16 protein-coding genes are annotated in these 17,519 nt (G+C 67.0%); 9 read left to right on the top strand and 7 right to left on the bottom strand.

Annotation, left to right across the window (positions count from 1 at the left end; translation table 11 throughout):
• Positions 1 to 87 precede the first annotated feature (87 nt).
• Positions 88 to 1,011, top strand: coding sequence for a LysR family transcriptional regulator (locus CDN36_RS05300; protein ID WP_287496180.1), 924 nt, complete (start codon positions 88 to 90; stop codon positions 1,009 to 1,011).
• Here the strand turns inward: CDN36_RS05300 and CDN36_RS05295 are convergent.
• Together CDN36_RS05295 and CDN36_RS05290 are read right to left on the bottom strand one after the other, a co-directional pair.
• Positions 996 to 1,655 carry a YitT family protein gene (locus tag CDN36_RS05295; RefSeq protein WP_150553789.1) on the bottom strand — a complete coding sequence of 220 codons (660 nt, stop codon included), beginning with the start codon at positions 1,653 to 1,655 and terminating at the stop codon, positions 996 to 998. The genes CDN36_RS05300 and CDN36_RS05295 overlap by 16 nt on opposite strands.
• Positions 1,656 to 1,789: 134 nt before the next feature.
• Positions 1,790 to 2,887, bottom strand: coding sequence for a branched-chain amino acid aminotransferase (locus CDN36_RS05290; RefSeq protein WP_287496179.1), 1,098 nt, complete (start codon positions 2,885 to 2,887; stop codon positions 1,790 to 1,792).
• 457 nt (positions 2,888 to 3,344) lie between these two features.
• On the opposite strand from CDN36_RS05290, the gene CDN36_RS05285 reads away from it, so the two are divergent.
• On the top strand, positions 3,345 to 3,698 hold the full coding sequence (locus CDN36_RS05285; RefSeq protein ID WP_150553787.1) for a hypothetical protein: 354 nt from the start codon (positions 3,345 to 3,347) through the stop codon (positions 3,696 to 3,698).
• Here the strand turns inward: CDN36_RS05285 and yfcF are convergent.
• Positions 3,685 to 4,386, bottom strand: a complete 702-nt coding sequence (yfcF, locus tag CDN36_RS05280; RefSeq protein ID WP_287496178.1) for a glutathione transferase — start codon at positions 4,384 to 4,386, stop codon at positions 3,685 to 3,687. The genes CDN36_RS05285 and yfcF overlap by 14 nt on opposite strands.
• Before the next feature lie 215 nt (positions 4,387 to 4,601).
• Between yfcF and CDN36_RS05275 the strand changes: the two genes are divergently transcribed.
• The 6 genes from CDN36_RS05275 to CDN36_RS05250 all read left to right on the top strand — a co-directional run bounded on the left by CDN36_RS05275 (position 4,602) and on the right by CDN36_RS05250 (position 11,099).
• Complete coding sequence (locus CDN36_RS05275) at positions 4,602 to 5,501, top strand: LysR substrate-binding domain-containing protein (RefSeq protein ID WP_287496177.1); 900 nt, start codon at positions 4,602 to 4,604, stop codon at positions 5,499 to 5,501.
• Positions 5,502 to 5,618: 117 nt separating this feature from the next.
• A complete protein-coding gene (locus tag CDN36_RS05270) occupies positions 5,619 to 6,539 on the top strand; it encodes a LysR family transcriptional regulator (protein ID WP_150553784.1) in 921 nt (306 codons plus the stop codon).
• 146 nt (positions 6,540 to 6,685) lie between these two features.
• Complete coding sequence (locus CDN36_RS05265) at positions 6,686 to 7,549, top strand: VOC family protein (RefSeq protein ID WP_150553783.1); 864 nt, start codon at positions 6,686 to 6,688, stop codon at positions 7,547 to 7,549.
• Between the two features lie 55 nt (positions 7,550 to 7,604).
• Entirely contained in the window at positions 7,605 to 8,345 is a 741-nt protein-coding gene (locus tag CDN36_RS05260) for a class II aldolase/adducin family protein (protein ID WP_150553782.1), read from the top strand.
• Positions 8,346 to 8,471: 126 nt separating this feature from the next.
• Positions 8,472 to 9,800: an MFS transporter gene (locus tag CDN36_RS05255; protein ID WP_150553781.1), complete on the top strand. Its 1,329-nt coding sequence runs from the start codon at positions 8,472 to 8,474 to the stop codon at positions 9,798 to 9,800.
• 156 nt (positions 9,801 to 9,956) lie between these two features.
• Positions 9,957 to 11,099, top strand: coding sequence for a porin (locus CDN36_RS05250; protein ID WP_502920338.1), 1,143 nt, complete (start codon positions 9,957 to 9,959; stop codon positions 11,097 to 11,099).
• 171 nt (positions 11,100 to 11,270) lie between these two features.
• Here the strand turns inward: CDN36_RS05250 and CDN36_RS05245 are convergent, their stop codons facing one another.
• Together CDN36_RS05245 and CDN36_RS05240 are read right to left on the bottom strand one after the other, a co-directional pair.
• Positions 11,271 to 12,320, bottom strand: coding sequence for an aldo/keto reductase (locus tag CDN36_RS05245; RefSeq protein WP_150553779.1), 1,050 nt, complete (start codon positions 12,318 to 12,320; stop codon positions 11,271 to 11,273).
• A gap of 93 nt (positions 12,321 to 12,413) precedes the next feature.
• Positions 12,414 to 12,638 (bottom strand): hypothetical protein, encoded by a 225-nt coding sequence (locus CDN36_RS05240; protein ID WP_287496176.1) that lies wholly within the window; start codon positions 12,636 to 12,638, stop codon positions 12,414 to 12,416.
• Between the two features lie 95 nt (positions 12,639 to 12,733).
• On the opposite strand from CDN36_RS05240, the gene CDN36_RS05235 reads away from it, so the two are divergent.
• On the top strand, positions 12,734 to 13,705 hold the full coding sequence (locus tag CDN36_RS05235; protein ID WP_241013721.1) for an AraC family transcriptional regulator: 972 nt from the start codon (positions 12,734 to 12,736) through the stop codon (positions 13,703 to 13,705).
• A gap of 28 nt (positions 13,706 to 13,733) precedes the next feature.
• Here the strand turns inward: CDN36_RS05235 and ligD are convergent, their stop codons facing one another.
• Both ligD and ku read right to left on the bottom strand, forming a co-directional pair.
• Positions 13,734 to 16,328 (bottom strand): DNA ligase D, encoded by a 2,595-nt coding sequence (ligD, locus tag CDN36_RS05230; protein ID WP_287496175.1) that lies wholly within the window; start codon positions 16,326 to 16,328, stop codon positions 13,734 to 13,736.
• Positions 16,329 to 16,336: 8 nt separating this feature from the next.
• The gene (gene ku / locus CDN36_RS05225) at positions 16,337 to 17,329 is read right to left on the bottom strand and encodes a non-homologous end joining protein Ku (protein WP_287496174.1); all 993 of its coding nucleotides are present in this window, start codon (positions 17,327 to 17,329) and stop codon (positions 16,337 to 16,339) included.
• Positions 17,330 to 17,519: the final 190 nt, after the last annotated feature.

Raw genomic sequence — 17,519 nt, 5'->3', positions numbered from 1 at the left:
ACCTCTTGCAGTGACAGCATTATTGAAACGGACTGGGCGCGCGTAAAGCGAGATAAAATTGCCACTTGATGCGTTTTTGGAATCAACATGCGTAAATTCAAGACGCCCGGCACCGCCGCGCTGCTGGCGTTCGAGGCTGCCGCCCGGCACGAGAGCTTCACTCACGCGGCGCGCGAGCTGTTTCTTACGGAGAGCGCCGTGTCGCGTCAGATTGCCACGCTCGAAGCGCAGCTCGGCGTGCGTCTTTTCGTGCGGGCCAAGCAACGCGTGGTGCTCACGCGCGCCGGGCGACTCTACAGTACGCAGGTGCGCCGCACGCTCGAGCAACTGGATCGCGACACGCTCTCGATCATGGCGCATGGCAGCGGCGGCGGGTATCTGGAGCTGGCGGTGCTGCCGACTTTCGCGTCGGAGTGGTTGATTCCGCGAATGAAGGACTTCAACGAACGCCACCCGGACGTGCGCGTGAACATGGGCGTTCACACGGATCTCTTCACATTCGACGAGACCCACTTCGAAGCGGCCATTCACTTCGGGCAGCCGACGTGGCCCGGCACGTCGTCGGACTATCTGTTCGGGGAAGAGGTGGTGCCGGTCTGTCGGGCGTCGCTACTGGACGGCCCGGTGCGCTCGGCGGCCGATCTGCTGGCGTATCCGCTGCTGCACTCGACGACGCGCCCGAGCGCCTGGACGCGCTGGTTCGCCGAGCAGCGCATCGAAGACAATCGCACGCTGCAAGGCGTGCGCTACGAGCTGCACACGATGCTCATCGCCGGGGCGGCGGCCGGGCTCGGGGTGGCGCTCGTGCCGAAGTTCTTCGTGGAAGGGCAACTCGACGCGCTGGGCCTCGTGATCCCGTTCGACGTGAAGAGTGTGGCCGAGTCGGCGTATTACCTCGTGTATCCGACGGAACTCACGCATGGGCAGCCACTGAGCGTCTTTCGCGAGTGGCTGCTGCGTCAGGCGAGCGCCTATCGTCCGGGTCGCGGTCCGGATCAGCGCCCGGTGTAGCGGCCCGGCCGGTGCCATGCCACGACCATGCCGCTCATCGCAACGGCCGAGAGCGCCGACCACGCGACGCGGCCAGCCGGAATGGTGGCGAGCGAGGCGAGCAGAATCGTCGCGTCGATGCAGACCTGCGAGATGCCGGCGTTGATGCCGCGCTCGCGTTGCAGCCACAGCGTGACGATGCCGGTGCCGCCCACGCCAGCCCCGTGCCGGGCCAATGCCAGGATGCCCATGCCGCACAGCGTGCCGCCGACGAACGAGGCGAACAGCGGATTGATGAAGGCCACGTTGAACGTCTGCGGCATGGCCGCAAGCGCGAAGGTGATGCCGAAGCTCGCGACGGTGGACTTGAGCGCGAAGCGCGGGCCCATCGTGAAATACGCGAACAGGAAGAACGGTATGTTCACCAGCGTGAAGATGGTGCCAACCGGCAGCGGAAAGACATAGGAGGCGAGCAGTGCAATGCCGGCCACGCCGCCGGTCACCAACCCGGCGGCCTTGAGCAGCACCAGACCCACCACCACAAAGGCCATGCCGATGATCATCGCGTAGATGTCTTCGAACACGGAGTGCGGAACGCCGATTGTGTCGGTTGCCGCAATGGCGCCGCGGGTCTTGCCCGCCATCGCGCCCGTTTCGTGTTTCATGATCTGTCAATCGAGGACAACGAGACGGCGCGTCCGACTCTCCTTGTGTCGTCACGCGCCGCCAGAGATTTCCCGCGTCGCTGTCTCGGGCGACGCGCAGCTTCACAGCTTGTTATGAATGGATAAATGCCCTATCAGGCTACGTGGTGGACCCAGCCGAACGGATCGGCGACCTTGCCGCGCTGGATGCCCGTGAGCTGATCGCGGATACGCCTGGTCACCGGACCTTCGCCGCCGTCGCCGATGTTGAATTCGCCCTTGGCATGACGCACTTGCCCGATGGCCGTGACGACCGCCGCCGTGCCGCACGCGAACGTTTCCTTCACGCGGCCGCTGGCCGCATCGGCCTGCCACTGCGCGAATTCATACGGCGTTTCATTGACCGTCAGGCCCTCGCGCTTGGCCAGTTCGATGATCGAGGCGCGCGTGATGCCCGGCAGGATGGTGCCCGAGAGCGGCGGCGTTTGCAGCGAACCGTCGTCCATCACGAAGAAGACGTTCATGCCGCCCAGTTCTTCGATCCAGCGATGTTGGGCGGCGTCGAGGAACACCACCTGGTCGCAGCCCTTGGCGCTCGCTTCGGTCTGCGCGATGAGGCTGGCGGCATAGTTGCCGCCGCACTTGGCCGCGCCGGTGCCGCCGGGGGCGGCGCGCGTGTACTGGTCTGACACCCACACGGTCACGGCCGACTTGCCCGGCTTGAAGTACGGGCCGACCGGGCACGCGATCACGCAGAAGATGTACTCCTGCGCGGCGCGCACGCCCAGGAAGCTCTCCGAGGCGAACATGAACGGGCGGATGTAGAGGCTGCTGCCCTCGGCGCTCGGGATCCACGCCCGGTCGATGTCGACGAGCTTTTCCACGGCTTCGAGGAACACGGCCTCGGGCAGCTCCGCCATCGACATGCGCTGTGCCGACTCGCGAAAGCGCCGGGCGTTCGCCTGCGGGCGGAACAGCGAGATCTTGCCGTCTTCACCGCGATAGGCCTTCATCCCTTCGAAAATTTCCTGCGCGTAGTGCAGCACGGCGCACGCCGGATCGATCTCGAACGGCCGGCGGGCTTCCACCTTCGCGTCGTGCCAGCCCTTGCCCTCGGTCCAGCGGATCGTGACCATGTGGTCCGTGAACACGCGCCCGAACACCGGGTTCGCCAGCTTGGCGGCCACCTGGTCGGCGGGGGTAGGGTTGGCGTGCGGCTCCACGACAAAACGCAGTTCAGTATTGGCGCTCATGTTTCTTCAATGTCTCGGCAGAGGGGGCTTTGAGTCGTCAGTGCCGTTAACGTAAACGGCAAGGTGGCGGTATTTTCCTCCTTCGCGGCCTGCCTGTCGACTGCCTTCACCGTTTCCCGCGTCACGTCGCCGTTTGTGTGGCCATCGCGCTGGGAAAAGTCGCAATTCAATCGGTTTTTGGTGGAAAAGCGCGAGATTTCAGATGATTTGACGAAAACAGGCCACGGCCGCAGCCGTGCGCCGCCTCGGCCGAACCCCACGGGGACGTGGCGTGGCCGAGTGTAAAAAATCGTTTCCTGTCACAGGACGGCCGACACTCTGCATTTAACATCGCAACGGGAAGACGCCGGCAACGCTGCCGGGTTGCGGCCTCAGCCGCAGCCGCCGCCGCAGTCACCCCCGTCAGCAATCGGCAAATCGGCGGCTCCTGGCGTTCGGGACAAGGGTGGGAGGACTGATGAAATCGTCGACGATTCGGATGTTGCGCGCATACCTGCTGGTGGCTTCGCTGGGAGCCGTCTGTATCGACGCGTGCGTGGTGATCGCCATGCTCGTTTTCGACATTCCGGCGCGAGTGTTTACCTCGGGAGACTTCCGAATCGCCATGGCCGCTTCGTTGCTGCTGCTCGTGCTGGCCGCACGCTCGGCAGCGCAATGCGCGTTCAACGCCGCGCTCGCAAGCCGCCACGCCAGGGTGGACGGTGCGCGCGGCAATGGCGAGGTCGCCTTGCGCGACGACTGTCCGTACCGGCCGCTGGTGCTGCTGCATGTACGCATTCATCGCCAAGGGCTGACGCTCATGCCGAGCTGACGCCGGCCTGAAGTCCGCCCGCCGCCAGATTCGCCGCCAGATCCGCCGCCCGCGGCGGGCGCGTCATCGCGAGCCATTCCTGCACGGCGGGACGCGCGAACTGATGGCGGGCATACGCCGCGAGCGCGGGCGGCACCACGTCGTCGTTGTACACCAGGCGATTGAGCATCAACGCGAGATCGACGTCCGCGATGCACCATTGGTCGAACAGCGACAGACGGCCGTCGGGCAGCAGGCTTTGGGCGATCGCGATCAGTTTGCTCGCCGCGGCGTAGCCGGCGTCCGAGAGCGGCCGGTCGGACGCGCGGTAGAAGATGACCTCCGTCGAGCGCTCCTCGCGCAGTGCACCGAGATCGCTGCGCAGCCACGCCTGCACCTGGCGGGCGCGGGCGCGTTCCCGGGCGCCGGCCGGATAGACCGGCGCAGCCGGCGACACCGTCTCCAGATACTCGCTAATGGCCGATGACTCCGACAACGTGAAGTCACCATGCACCAGCGTGGGCACGCGCCGCGTGAGCGACATGTCGGCGAAGCTCGTCTCGTGATGCGCGCCCTGGCCGAGATCGACCGTGCGCAGCTCGAACGGCAGTCCTTTCTCGCGCAACGTGACGAACACCGACAGCGCATAGGGACTGGAGAACTGTGAATCCACGTAGAGGGTGAACGAGGCGGGGGCAGCGGCTGACACGATGAACTCCTGAGGTGAGGATGGGAGAAAAACGGCGCGTTGGCGGCATGTCCGAAAGGGCGCGCGCGACGGCGATCGAGTCGCCATGTTGCCGCACCGGTGCGGTGATAAGCTACTGCACGAATCGACGGCAAGCTGTGAGTCACGTTCACACCTTGCCGATGGCGCTCGCGTGCGTGCGCCCGCCCGAACCCGCTGAAATGTTGCCGACGACCATGAACGCACCCCATCGCGCCCGTCCGCCGCTGGCCAATCTCGAAACCGTCTGTCTCGTGGCGCGCCACGGCTCGTTTACGGCCGCGGCCGAGGCAAGCGGCCTCACGCACGGGGCGATCAGCCGCCGCGTGGGCGCCGTGGAAAACTGGCTGGGCTGCGCGCTGTTCGAGCGGCACGGGCGCGGCGTCAGCCTGACGTGCGACGGCCAGCGTTTTCTGGGCCGCATCGAGCATGCGTTCGACGTGATCGACGCGGCCGCCGATCAGTGGCATCAGGCGCGCAAGGCGCCGGCGGTCCGGCTGAGCGTCGTGCCGTCGTTCGCCAAGCTGTGGCTATTGGAGCGGCTGCAATCGCTCGAAGCCGGGCAGCCGTTCATCAACATCCAGGTCGCGACGGAACATCGCAACGCCGATGTCGGCGCGGGCGAGGTCGACATCGCGCTGCGTTACGGCCGCGGCGGCTGGAGCGCGGTCGACTCGGAGCCGTTGATGGCCGAGACGCTATACCCGGTCGCGTCGCCCGAGGTGGCGGCGCGTCTGAAGGGCGCGAGTGCGTCCGACATGCTCGCCATGCCGCTGCTGCATGACTCCGATCTGACCGGGTGGCGGGCGTGGTGCGGTGCGCAAGGCGTCTCGCTCAGACCGAGGGCGCGTGATCGCCGCTTCGAGGACTACACGGTCGTGCTGGCCGCGGCCGAAGCGGGGCTGGGCATTGCGCTCGCGCGGGCGCCGCTGGCCGACGCCGCGATCGCCAAAAGCCGCCTCCAGCGCTTGTCGGACACCGAAGTCGAATGTCCGTTGAGCTACCACATCGTGACGGCCAAGCGCGAGAAGCGGCCGGAAGTGCTGGAGGTCATTGCCCGCCTGCACCGCGCCGCGCAGGCCGGCTCGCGCACGTGAATACCACGATCGCCGCCGCGAGCGTGGGCGGGTTTCCCGCAATGCGCACGTGCGCGGGCGTTGCCTAAAATGCCGCACGGCCATTCACACGACTTTTGCAGGAACGCACCGCTGGGGATGAACTTACGCTCGCTGGATTTGAATCTGTTGCTCGTGTTCGAGTCGCTGTTGCGCACACGCAGTACGACGGTGACGGCCGAGGAACTGAACCTCACGCAGTCGGCTGTGAGCAATGCGCTCAAGCGACTGCGTCTGGCGTTCGGCGACCCGTTGTTCGTGAAGACGCCGCAGGGCATGCTGCCGACGGAGCTCGCCAGCTCGCTCGCCCCGCCCGTGACCGAAGGTCTCGGGCTCATTCGCGGCGCCGTCGAAGCGCCGCACGACTTCGATCCCGCCAAGGCGCAGCGCACGTTCCGTCTCTACCTGAGCGACATCGGGCAATTGATCTTCATCCCGAAACTGATGGCCACGCTCGCCGCCGAGGCGCCGGGCGTTCGCATCGTCACCGTCGACACCACGCCGCGCGAAGCGCAGAGCGCGATGGCGATGGGCGACATCGACCTCACGCTCGGCCTCTTCACGCGCTTCTCGTCGGGCTTTCATCAGCAGCGCCTCTTTCGCGAACACTACGTGGCGCTCGTGCGCGAGGGGCATCCGACGATACGGGGCAAGCTGAGCGCGGACGCATTCCTCAGCGCCGCGCACGCGGTGTATCGCCCCACCGCCGGCAACCACGACGTGTTCGAAACGGCGGTCGAGCAGTGGTTTGCGCAGGCGGGCCGCAAGCGTCACGTGGCGCTGCGCATGGCGCATTCGATGGGGCTCTCGGCGCTTATCGCGGCGAGCGATCTCGTGGTGTGCGTGCCCACGCGCCTCGGTCGGGCGCTCAAGGCCGCCACGGCGCTGCACACCTACGCGCTGCCCTTCGAAGGGCCCGAGTTCGACATCTCCCAGCTCTGGCATGAACGCTTCCACGCCGACGCCGGCCACCGCTGGCTTCGCAGCACCGTCTTCCGCCTGTTTCACGGCGAGGACTGATTCGTCAGCGCGCCTTCGCGCGCCCATGCTGCATCGTTGATTCACGACGTAAATACCGCGCATTTACGCAATTTGTTGGCGTCATTCGTCGCGTCTCCTTATCGTATCCGTCACGACATTCGAATTACATCCGCAGGAGACAGGCGGTGATCAATCTGCACGACATTCGCTACGTGCGGCTGGGCACGCGCGACCTGGAGGGGGCGACACGCTACGCGCGCACCATTCTCGGGTTGCAGGAAGTGCGTCGGGAGGCCGGTTACGTATTCCTTCGCAGCGACAGCCGCGATCATTCCGTTTGCTACTTCGAGGGCGACCCCACCGATCACACGGTGGCCTTCGACGTGGCGAGCGACGCGCATTTCGACGCCGCCGCCGCGCAGCTCGAGGCCATGCGAATCGACTTTCGCCGTGGCACGCGCGACGAAGCCGATCTGCGTCGCGTGGCCGACTTCCTGACGTTTTGCGATCCTACCGGCAACCGGATCGAGCTGGTGCTGCGCGCCGCGCAGACGGGCCGGCGGTATCACGGCGAGCGCGATGCGGGCATCGATTCGTTCAGCCACGTCGGTCTGTGCACGACGCACGCGCGACGCGACGAAGCGTTCTGGACGAGCGTGTGCAACGCCCGCGTGTCCGATCGCATTGGCGACGCACCGCTGCTGCGCATCGACGACGTGCATCACAAGATCGCGCTGTTCCCGGCAAAGCGCGCAGGCATTCAGCATGTGAATTTCCAGGTCAACGGCATCGACGACCTCATGCGCTCGTGGTACTTCCTGCGCGAGCAAGGCGTGCCGATTCGCTTCGGCCCGGGACGCCACCCCACCTCGCACGCGATGTTCCTGTACTTCGCGGGCCCGGACGGCATGGTCTACGAATACTCCACCGGCGTGCGAAAGATCGCACCCGAGGACGAAGCGACTTACGTCCCGCGCCAGTTTCCGTTCGATCCGACCGGTTTCTGCATGTGGGGCGCGAAGCCCGAGATTCCCGAATTTTCGGCCTGACGCGGCGCGTCGCAATTTCACTTCCAATTCCTGGCGGCAAGGCCGCCGGCTGCACATGACACAACACACGTTCGATGCTGCGCGCATCGCCGAACTCGACCGCGCAGTGCGCGTGGCGGCGCGCACGCTCGCCCGCGCGGGCCTCGCGCATGCCTACGGCCATTGCAGCGCGCGCCTCGACGCCGATCACTTCCTCGTGTGCGCGGCGCGTCCGATGGGGCTTCTCGGTGTCGGCGAAGCGGGCACCGTGGTGCCGGTCGAGGGCCCGCTGCCCGACGGCGTGCTCGGCGAGGTGCGCCTGCATCAGCAGATTTATCGGCGGCGTGCCGACATCGGTGCGGTCGCGCGCACCATGCCGGCCCGAACGATGTCGCTCTCCACGCTACGCCGCACGCCGCGCGCCTTGCATGGCCCGGGCGCGTATTTCGCCCCGGGCGTGCCGCTGTGGGACGACCCGCAGTTGATCCGCTCCGACGCACAGGCCGCCGCGGTCATCGACACGATGGGAGAGTGCGCGGCCGTGGTGATGCGCGGCAACGGCGCCGTCGTGGCCGCGGACACGCTCGAGGCGATGGTCGCGCTCACCTGGTATCTCGAGGATGCCGCGCGCGTGGAACTCGACGTGCTCGCCGTGCAGGCGAGCGCGCCGGCTGCCGTGCTCGGCCCCGACGAATGCCGGGCGCGCGCCACGCGCTCGGGCCGGATCATCGAGCGCATGTGGGAGTACCTCTCGGCAGGCGACCCGGAGCTCGCGCCCGGCGCGGGCGCGTGTGCGTCAGCCGTTTCGTTGCGCTAGCAGGTTCTCGATGTAGTTGCCCCCAATGTAGTTGCCCCCAACCGGCGGCGCGGCTTGATACAGAGCGTCCGACAGGCGCCACGGCCCGCCGCGCAGTCCACGGTATCCACCGTACAGGAGACAGACATGGAAATATCCGCCCTGATGAATCGCAGGGGCATCACGCCATTTCAGTGGCGCGTGATTGCCCTGTGCTTTCTGATCGTCACGTTGGACGGCTTCGACACGGCCGCCATCGGCTACCTCGCACCGGCCATCCGCAGCGAGTGGGCCATGGCCACCACCAGTCTCGGCACCGTGTTCGGTGCGGGCCTCGGCGGCCTCATGCTCGGCTGCTTCATCTTCGGCCCGCTCGCCGATCGCATCGGCCGCAAGCGCGTGCTGATCCTCTCCGTGGTCCTCTTCTCGCTGGGCAGCATTGCGTCGGCTTACGTCCACAGCCCCACCGAGCTGGCTGTCATGCGATTCATCACCGGCATCGGTCTTGGCGGCGCCATGCCCAACGCGATCACGCTGAGTTCCGAGTACTGCGCAGAGCGCATGCGCTCGCTGCTGGTGACGGCGACCTTCTGCGGTTTCACGCTCGGGTTTGCAATCGGTGGCGAGATCGTCGCGCAGACGCTGCCGCACATCGGCTGGCGGGGCGTGCTGATCGCGGGCGGCGTGGTGCCGCTCGCCATCGTGCCCGTACTCATGCGCTGGCTGCCCGAATCGATGCGCTATCTCGCGGCGCGCGGCGATCGTGGCCAGCAGTTGCTGGCGATCGCGCGCCACATCGATCCGCAGGTCACGCGCATCGATCCGGAGGTAGCGCCGGCCGGCGCATCGCGCTCGGCCGTGGGCGGTCTCTTCGCACGTCGCTATGTCGTGGGCACGATGCTGCTGTGGGCAACGTACTTCTGCACACTGTGCGCCTTCTACCTGCTCACGAGCTGGCTGCCGCTGGTCGTGAAGGACGCGGGCTACACGCTGTCCGAAGCGGCCCGTATCGGCGCGATGCTCCCGCTCGGCGGGACGGTCGGCGCAGTGCTGATCGGTTTCGCGATGGATCGCACGAGTCCGTACCGCGTGCTGGCGGCCTCCTACGTGATGGCGGGCGTTGCGCTGTGCCTGCTCGGCACGCTCACGCATCAGGCCGGCTGGCTGATGCTCGTGGTCTTTCTCGCAGGCTTCGGCGTGGCCGGCTCGCAGACCGGCGCCAACGCGCTCACGGCGGGGTACTACCCGACGCCGTCGCGCGCCACAGGCGTGGCATGGGCACTGGGCGTCGGCCGCCTCGGCTCGATTCTCGGCTCCAGCCTCGGCGGCGTGCTCATCGCATCGGCGGCAAGCATTGCGCAGGCGTTCCAGATCGTCGCCATCCCCGCGTTCCTCGCGGCGGCGCTCATGCTCGTCATGCGCCGTCGTGTGAACCGCGAAAGCGCGGTGCCGGCGACGGCGGCACGCACCGCCTGACGCGTTTGCTCGCGGGCGGGCCATCGGCTCGCCCGCATGGGCAGCTCCCGCGGCGTGCGTCCCGTCCTCCCGGCGGCCGCTCGCAGCGGTGCAACGCCCGACGTCTACCGGCCGGGACAGGCCGGACCACCCCATGCATTTCATGGAGACATCATCGTGACCTACAAGGGACTGCCCGCGCTCGCGCTGGCTGCCGGCCTCGCGTTGGCCCACACTCCCGCCCCGGCCCAGAGCGTGACGCTGTACGGCATTCTGGACACCGGCATCGAATACCTCTCGCATGCGGGTGCGAACAACAGCCCGCTCGTGCGCATGCCGGCCAACACCGGCTCGCTTCCGTCGCGCTGGGGACTGCGCGGCGACGAGGATCTCGGCGGCGGTCTGCACGCCGTGTTCGCTCTGGAGAACGGCTTTAACTTGCGGGCCGGCGATCTGAACCAGGGCGGGCGCCTGTTCGGCCGTCAGGCGTGGGTCGGGCTGTCGAATCCATACGGCGCGCTGACGTTCGGGCGCCAGTATTCGATGACGTTCTGGGTCATGAACGACGCGGACATTCTCGGCCCCGACCTTTACGGCAGCGGCTCGCTCGACAGCTACATCCCCAACGCGCGCAGCGACAACACCATTGCGTACAAGGGCGTATTCCAGGGGCTGACGCTCGGCGCGACGTACTCGTTCGGTCGCGACAGCGGCGGCACCGGCAACTCGCCGGGGCAGGGCACGTGCGCGGGGCAGGCGGCTGGCCAGATGACGTCGTGCCGTCAGGTTTCCGCCATGCTCAAATACGACACGCCATGGTTCGGCGTGGCCGGTGCGTGGGACGAGCAGCGCGGCAGTGCGGGCGCCGCCGCGAATTTCTTCAACGGCGCAGCGGCAGTGCCGCTCACGAGTTCGTCGGACAAGGACACGCGCTGGCAATTGAACGGCTACGTGAAAGGCGGCAACTGGAAGGCCGGCGCCGGCTGGCTCGGACGCCGCGTGCAAACCGCTTCGGCCGCGCTCGCCGACGTGAATTCCGACATGTTCTACGTCGGCGCGCTGTATCAATTCACGCCGACGTTCGCGATCGACGGCGAAGTGTTCCGCATGCTCAATGCGCGCCAGAACACGCGCGCGACGATGGCAACCGTGCGCGGCACCTACTTCCTGTCCAAACGCACGGCCGTCTATACGCAACTCGCCTGGCTGGGCAACAGCAGGAACGCAGCGTATTCGGTGAGCTCGGGCGGCGCGGGCGGCTCGCCCACGCCGGGCACGAACCAGTTGGGCGTGAACGTCGGCATGCGGCATACCTTCTGAGGCCGCCCGCCTTTCACCGCGCCCCTGGCTACCCGTCAACGAAACACGGCGCACCGCTTGCGCGGTGCGCCGGTGACGCTTGGAGGTCCTCAGACATGCTCCGGGGCGCTCCGCCGTGTGCTGCCGTGCGTCGTTTGGCAGTTCGGCACGTTCCGCGCCGGACTCGCGGGCTTACAGCAGGCCGGCTTCGGCCAACTGCGCGCGGCGCGGGTCGCCCTGGCGGGAGAGCATCCAGCCGGGATACTCGCTCGGCAGCTCGCTGGCGGCGTTGATCGCCGCGAGCTCGCGCTCGGTCAGGGTGACGCGTGTCGCCGCAATGTTGTCGTCGAGCTGATCGGTGCGCTTGGCGCCGATGATCACCGTTGACACGACCGGCTGGGCGAGCAGCCACGCGAGCGCGATCTGCGCCACGGACACCCCTTTTTCCGCCGCGATGTCTCGCATGACGTCGATGGCATCGTAGGCGCGCTCCACGTTGACCGGCGGGAAATCGAACGCCTGACGGCGGCTGCCGGCTTCGGCCTGACCGTCGCGAGTGTACTTGCCCGAGAGCAGGCCGCCGGCGAGCGGACTCCATACCATCAGGCCGACGTTTTCGCTGCGCAGCATCGGCACGATTTCGCGTTCGAGGTCGCGGCCCGCGACCGTGTAGTACGCCTGTAGCGACGCGAAGCTCGCGAGGTTGAGCCTCGCCGAAATGCCGAGGGCCTTGGCGATCTGCCATGCCGCCCAGTTCGAGACGCCGATGTAGCGCACGTGCCCCTGGCGAACGAGCGTGTCGAGCGCACCGAGCGTTTCTTCGATGGGCGTGGCCGGATCGAAGCCGTGCACCTGATACAGGTCGATGTGATCGAGCTGCAGGCGCTGGAGGCTGGCCTTGATGCCGTCCATGATGTGATAGCGCGACAGGCCGCGCGAGTTGGTGCCCTGCGCGCCCGTCACGCCGAATACCTTGGTGGCGACCACGACGTTGTCGCGCGGCACCTTGAGGTTGCGCAGCGCCTGGCCCGTGAGGATCTCGGACTGGCCTTCCGAATAGACGTCGGCGGTGTCGATGAAATTGATGCCCGCGTCGAGCGCGCGGCCCACGAGGGCGTCGACGTCGTTCTGCTGCAAATGACCGATCTTGCTCCATAGTTCGCCCTGTCCGCCGAAGGTCATCGTGCCAAGGCACAATTCCGAGACGAACAGGCCGGTGTTGCCGAGTTTGCGTTGTCGCATTGCATCGCTCCGTTGAGATTGCCGCCCATGACGCGCCGTCGAAAGGGGGGCGACGGCGTGGACGGGATGGAGGGCATTATGCGGCGCGGGGCATCAGGCAAGCAGTACCTGTTCCTGCACATTTCCTGCCTGATCCTGCAAGCGGTCCGCCCGGGCAGCATGGCGCGGCACGTCGCAACGCCCGTGAGTGGCGCCAAACCTGACGCACGGGCCAGGAATGATGACGTCGACCATGCCGGATCGGCCCGCACTCCGTCCCCGATCGAGCCGCTCGCGCGGCGAAATTTGCCGGATTCTCCGGAATTTCTGCCCGATCATGGGCGTTTCTCGCCGGAGGATCGGGCAAGTCACGTCGGCAGGCGTATGCTCTCGCCTATGCGGCCAATGGGGTCGCGCCGGTTGAGGGGATCGACATGCATCTGGTCAAGACACTGCCGCGTGAGGCGCCGAAGCGCGACTTCGCGGACGATCCGTCGCAAGGCGCGCGCGTGGAGCTGGTGCGCCTGCTCGAGCGTGCGACGCACGGGCTGGACGGCACCTCGCCCACCGCCGTGGCGGGACTGTCCGTGCATCGAATTCCGTACCCGGGCGGCCCGAAGCCGGCCATGCAGCAGCCGGCCTTTGCCGTCATTGCGCAAGGAGAGAAGCGGCTTCAGATCGGCGACGAGCGTTACGCATACGACCCGATGCATTACCTCGTGTCGTCGGTGCATTTGCCGGTCATCGCGCAGGTGTCGGGCGCGAGCGAGCAGTCGCCGTATCTGGGCATGCGACTGGATCTGGACGCGGAAGACGTCACGTCGCTCATCGGCGACGAGAATCTGCCGCCCCCGGCCGCGTCGGCGAACGGTCGGGGGATGTACGTGAACCGCTTGGATGCGGCGTTGCTCGACGCGGTGTTGCGTCTGCTGCGCTTGCTGGAGTCGCCGCGCGACATTCCGATTCTCGCGCCGATGATCAAACGCGAGATCGTATATCGGCTGCTGATGAACGGGCAGGGCGTATTGCTGCGGCAACTGGCGTTGCAGGACAGCCAGATGAACCGTATCGCGCGCGCGGTGCGTTGGCTGCGCGAACACTATGCGCAGCCGTTGCGGGTGGAGGCGCTGGCGCAGGAGGTGCACATGAGCGTGTCGTCGCTGCATCACCATTTCAAGCTGGTGACGGCGATGAGCCCGTTGCAGTATCAGAAGCAGTTGCGATTGCAGGAGGCGAGACGCCTGATCTTCGCGGCAGACGCGGCGGTGGCCGCCGCCGCGCAGGCGGTCGGCTACGAGAGCGCCTCGCAGTTCAGCCGCGAGTACGCCCGGGTGTTCGGCGAGGCGCCGCTGCGCGACAAGCGTCGCTGGCTGCAGGAGGGGGAAGCGGGCCCCGGGCGGCGTTAGCCGGCGCGCGCAAGGGCGCGTCGGACGCTCAGTCGCCCAGCCGTTCCAGGATGTCTTTCGTAATGCGTTGTTGCGAGGCCTTCTCGTAGCCGGCCCACGGGTCGCGCCCAAGCGCGCGCAGGCGCGCGAGCGCATTGCGCACGTTCCACTGGTCCGCGCGCTCGAGGTCCGGCAGTTCGTCCCATGCGATCGGCATCGACACGGCCATGCCTTCTCGCGCGCGAGCCGAATACGCGCAGACGGTCGTCGCGCCCCGGTAGTTGCGCAAGTAGTCGATGAAGCACTTGCCCACGCGGTGCTTCGGCCCCATCGTCGCCGTGAAGCGGTCCGGAAAGACGCGCGTCATATGTCGCGCCACACGTTCCGCGAAGCCCTTCGCGAGGTCCCAGTCATGGCGGCGCGCGAGCGGCGTCACCACGTGCAGGCCCTTGCCGCCGCTCGTCTTCACGAACGCTTCCAGTCCCAGCGCTTCCATCAGGCTGCGGATCAGTTCCGCACCGTCGCGAATGTGCCCGAACTCGACGCCCTTGCCCGGGTCCAGGTCGAAGATCACCCGGTCGGGCCGCTCGATCAGATCACTGCGTGCATTCCAGGTGTGAAATTCGATCGTGCCCATTTGCACGGCGCCCACGAGGCCGCGCGCGTCGTCGATCTGCATCAGCGGCTGATGGTCGGGATCGAGCGCCGGGTCGAGTTCGTGCACGCCGGGGATCGTTTTTGCCGCGTGCTTCTGGAAGAACATCTCGCCGCCGATGCCTTCGGGCGCGCGCAGTACCGCGAACGGGCGTTGCGCCAGATGCGGCAGCATCCACTCGCTCACCGCGTGGTAGTACGCCGCGAGTTCCGCTTTCGTGACGCCCGAGAGCGTGTCCATCACCCGTTCGCCGTGCGTGATCTTCATCGGCAGTGCGGGGCTGCGGTTCTTCGACGGCGCGGCGCGAGTCATGGATGGAGCCTCCTCATGGACGTTGGCGCGGCCCGCGCGCGGGGCCTCCCGCCGGATCTCTTTCGCTTGTTTGTCGTCGCGCATCGCAACGAAGGATGCCTGCCGCACGTTGCCGCCGCGCGTCCATTGCGCAAAGCGCACCTCCGCGACGAGCCCGGGGCGCAGCCAGTGGACCGGGGCGCGCCCGCCCGGATGCGGCGCGGGCGAGAGCGGTGCACGCGGCGTCTCGAACGTGTCGAGTCGCTTGCGAAGGCGCACCAGTCCGGCCGTGTCGAAACCGGTGCCGACTTTGCCCGCGTATCGCAGTGTCTTGCCGTCGTCATCGTAGTAGCCGAGCAACAGGGCGCCCAGCCCCTGCCGCGAGCCGGACGGCTCGGTGAAACCCAGCACGATGAACTCCTGGCGTTGCGAGCATTTGAGCTTGCGCCATGCATCGCTGCGACCGCTCACATAGGGCGAGTCGTCGCGCTTGATCATGATGCCTTCGAGGCCTGCGTCGCACGCGCCGTGCCAGAGCGCTTCGAGCTCGCCCGCGACCGGTTGCAGAAAACGAACCGCGTGCTGGTCACCGCCCTCACCGCCCCCACCGCCCTCGCCGTCATCGAAAAGCATGGCCAGCGCGGCTTGCCGCTCGCGCAAAGGCGTCTCGCGCAGGTCCTGCCCATTGCACCACGGCAGGTCGAAAACATAGATGACGATGGCGTGCGTGGCGTTCTCGTCGAAGGCGCGCTGCAGCGCCTGAAAGTCCGGCAGACCGTGCGCGTCCATCACGACAGCCTCGCCATCGAGCCATGCGTTCGGTAATTTGCGCGCGCGCAGCGCCCGGACGGCGGCGCTGAACCGATGCGTCCAGTCCTGGCCGGAGCGCGTGAAGACGCGAATGTCGTCGCCGTCGATGCGAATCAGCACGCGATAGCCGTCGAGTTTGACCTCGGCGTGCCATCCCGCCGACGCCGGGGCCGTATCGACGAGCGTGGCGAGCATCGGCTCGACGTGCGCGGGCGGCGACATGGCGGAGCGGGCGGAGCGGGCTGAGCGGGTGGTGGGCGCCGCGCGGGCCGGGCGGCCGGTGCGACCGGAGCGGTCTTTGTTCGTGTTGCCGGTGGCGGGGGCCTTCGGTGGGCTCGCACTCGCGGACGGCTTCGACGCCTTGTCGTCGCGCCGGTGGAGCAGCAGCCATTGCGGTTGGCGCGCGGGCTTGTCGGTGCGCACCAGCGTCCAATGCCCTTTCAGGCGCTCGCCGTGCAGCGTGAAAGACAGCTTGCCGTTGGCGTAGTCGCGTCGTGCGTTGCCGTCGGGCTCCCATGAGCCGCTGTCCCAGATGTCGACGTGCCCGGCGCCGTAGTTGCCCGCCGGGATATCCCCTTCGAAATCGGCATACGCCAGCGGATGGTCCTCCACCTGCACGGCCAGGCGCGGACGCGTCACGTCCGGGCTCGGTTGCTTGGGCAGCGCCCACGACTTCAGTGTGCCGTCCAGCTCCAGGCGAAAGTCGTAGTGCAGATGGCTGGCGTCGTGGCGTTGGATCACGAAGCGCAGCGCACGACCGTTGCCCCCGCGCTTGCCACGCGGCTCCGGCGTCGCGGCGAAGTCGCGCTTGGCGTCGTAGGCCGCGAGGGGGCCACGGTGGCGCCCGCGCACGGTTTTTGTCGATGGCTTGGTGCTTCGTGCCGGCATGATCCTCGTCACTCGTCCCTGTTTTTTCCGGCGCCCTTCGCACGCTTTGCCGGCGTCTTGTTTGGCGTGCCCTTCTTCGTCGAGCCCTTCTTCGTCGAGTCCTTCTTCGCCGTGCCCGAGCCCTTCGCGGACGCCCCCCGGCTCGGCTTCGCCGGTTTCGTTTCGACGTCCTCCGCCGCCTCGGCCGCCGGCTCACGCTTGCCTTTGGCGCCGAGACTTTGCCTGAGCAGCGCCATCAGGTCGGTGACGTTGCCGCCGGACAGTTTCGGCGCGCTCGCCTCGATCTGCGCGACCTCACGCGTCTGGCCAGAGGCGATCTTGCGATCGATCAGCGCCTTGAGGTCGTCCTGGAACGTGTCGTGGTAGTCGCCCGGACGCCAGGGCCCGGACATCTCGTCGATGAGCCGCATGGCCATGTCGAGCTCGCGCTCTCCGGGCGCGCTCAGTTTCTCGAGTTTCTCGCGCGTGAGCCCGACCTCCGCCGGATCGCGCATCTCGTCCTGCCAGCGCAGTGTGTCGAGCACGAGCGCATCGCCGGCCGGGGCGAGCACGGCCAGGTGTGCCCGCGTGTGCATCACCACACGGGCAATGCCGAGCTTGCCCGCCCTCACGAGGGCGGCATGGAGAAGGGCGTATGCCTTCGCGCCGCCGCGCTCGGGCACAAGGTAATAGGGCGTGTCGAGATACATGAACGACACATCGGTCGCGGCCACGAACGCCAGAATGTCGACGGTCTGCGTCGCCTCGGGGTTGGCGGAGCGGATCTCGTCGTCGCTCAGCACCACATAGTTGCCCTTCTCGTACTCGTAACCGTGCACGATCTGCTCGCGCGGCACCTCCTTGCCGGTCTCCTTGTTGATGCGCTTGTAGCCCACCGGAGACATGGTGCGTTTATCGAGCCAGTCGAGATCGAGCCTGTGCGTGGTCGACGCCGGAAACAGCGAGACAGGGATATTGACCAGTCCGAAGCTGATGGCGCCTTTCCAGATCGCGCGAGCCATAAATGCTCCCCATGCAGGATTCGGTGACAGGCAATGCAGGCGAGCCCGCTGCAATACCTGCACTATATGCACATGCGATCCGCGGTGCAGCAGTGGGTTCCAGCGTATTGATTTTCTCAATGTGTCTCGTCGACCGAAAGGATTCCTTGATGAAACGAAGCGGCATGTTCGTCATCCCACCGGAATCGGT

Source organism: Pandoraea sp. CB10b_02 (assembly GCF_002216225.1).
GTDB classification, from domain to species: Bacteria; Pseudomonadota; Gammaproteobacteria; order Burkholderiales; family Burkholderiaceae; genus Pandoraea; species Pandoraea nosoerga.
Note: the sequence above shows the minus strand (reverse complement) of the source record. Positions and strands in the feature narration are given on the sequence as shown.